At 66.1% G+C, this 457-nt stretch carries 1 pseudogene; it reads left to right on the forward strand.

Annotated features, from left to right (window positions below):
* Nucleotides 1-169: 169 nt before the first annotated feature.
* Nucleotides 170-457 (forward strand): annotated as a pseudogene (locus SB816_RS29865) (dihydroxy-acid dehydratase); the annotation flags it as partial.

Below are 457 nucleotides of genomic sequence, written 5' to 3' on the forward strand. Positions count from 1 at the left end.
CCATCCAGGCATTTCGTCCGATCCTTGCCGAGAACCCACCATGTCCGATCCGATTCTGCTCACGCCCGGCCCGCTCACCACGTCTGCCACGACACGCCACGCGATGCAACACGACTGGGGCTCGTGGGACGCCGCTTTCAATCAGTTGACGGCCAGCGTCTGCGCGGACCTCGTCGCGATCGCGCGCGCGGCCGGCATCCTGATCGACTGGAACGATTTCGACGAGCTGTCGGCGGTCGTGCCGCTGCTCGCGAAGATCTATCCGAACGGCAAGGCCGACGTAAACCATTTCCACGCGGCCGGCGGCGTCGCGTTCCTGGTGCGCAACCTGCTCGAAGGCGGTCTGCTGCACGAAGACGTGACGACGGTCGCCGGCAAGGGCCTGTCGCACTACACGCAGGAGCCGAAGCTGATCGACGGCAAGCTGACGTGGGTCGACGGCACCGCCGAGAGCCAC

The organism is Achromobacter sp. SIMBA_011, from assembly GCF_046535435.1.
In the GTDB taxonomy this organism is placed as follows: domain Bacteria; phylum Pseudomonadota; class Gammaproteobacteria; order Burkholderiales; family Burkholderiaceae_B; genus Achromobacter; species Achromobacter dolens.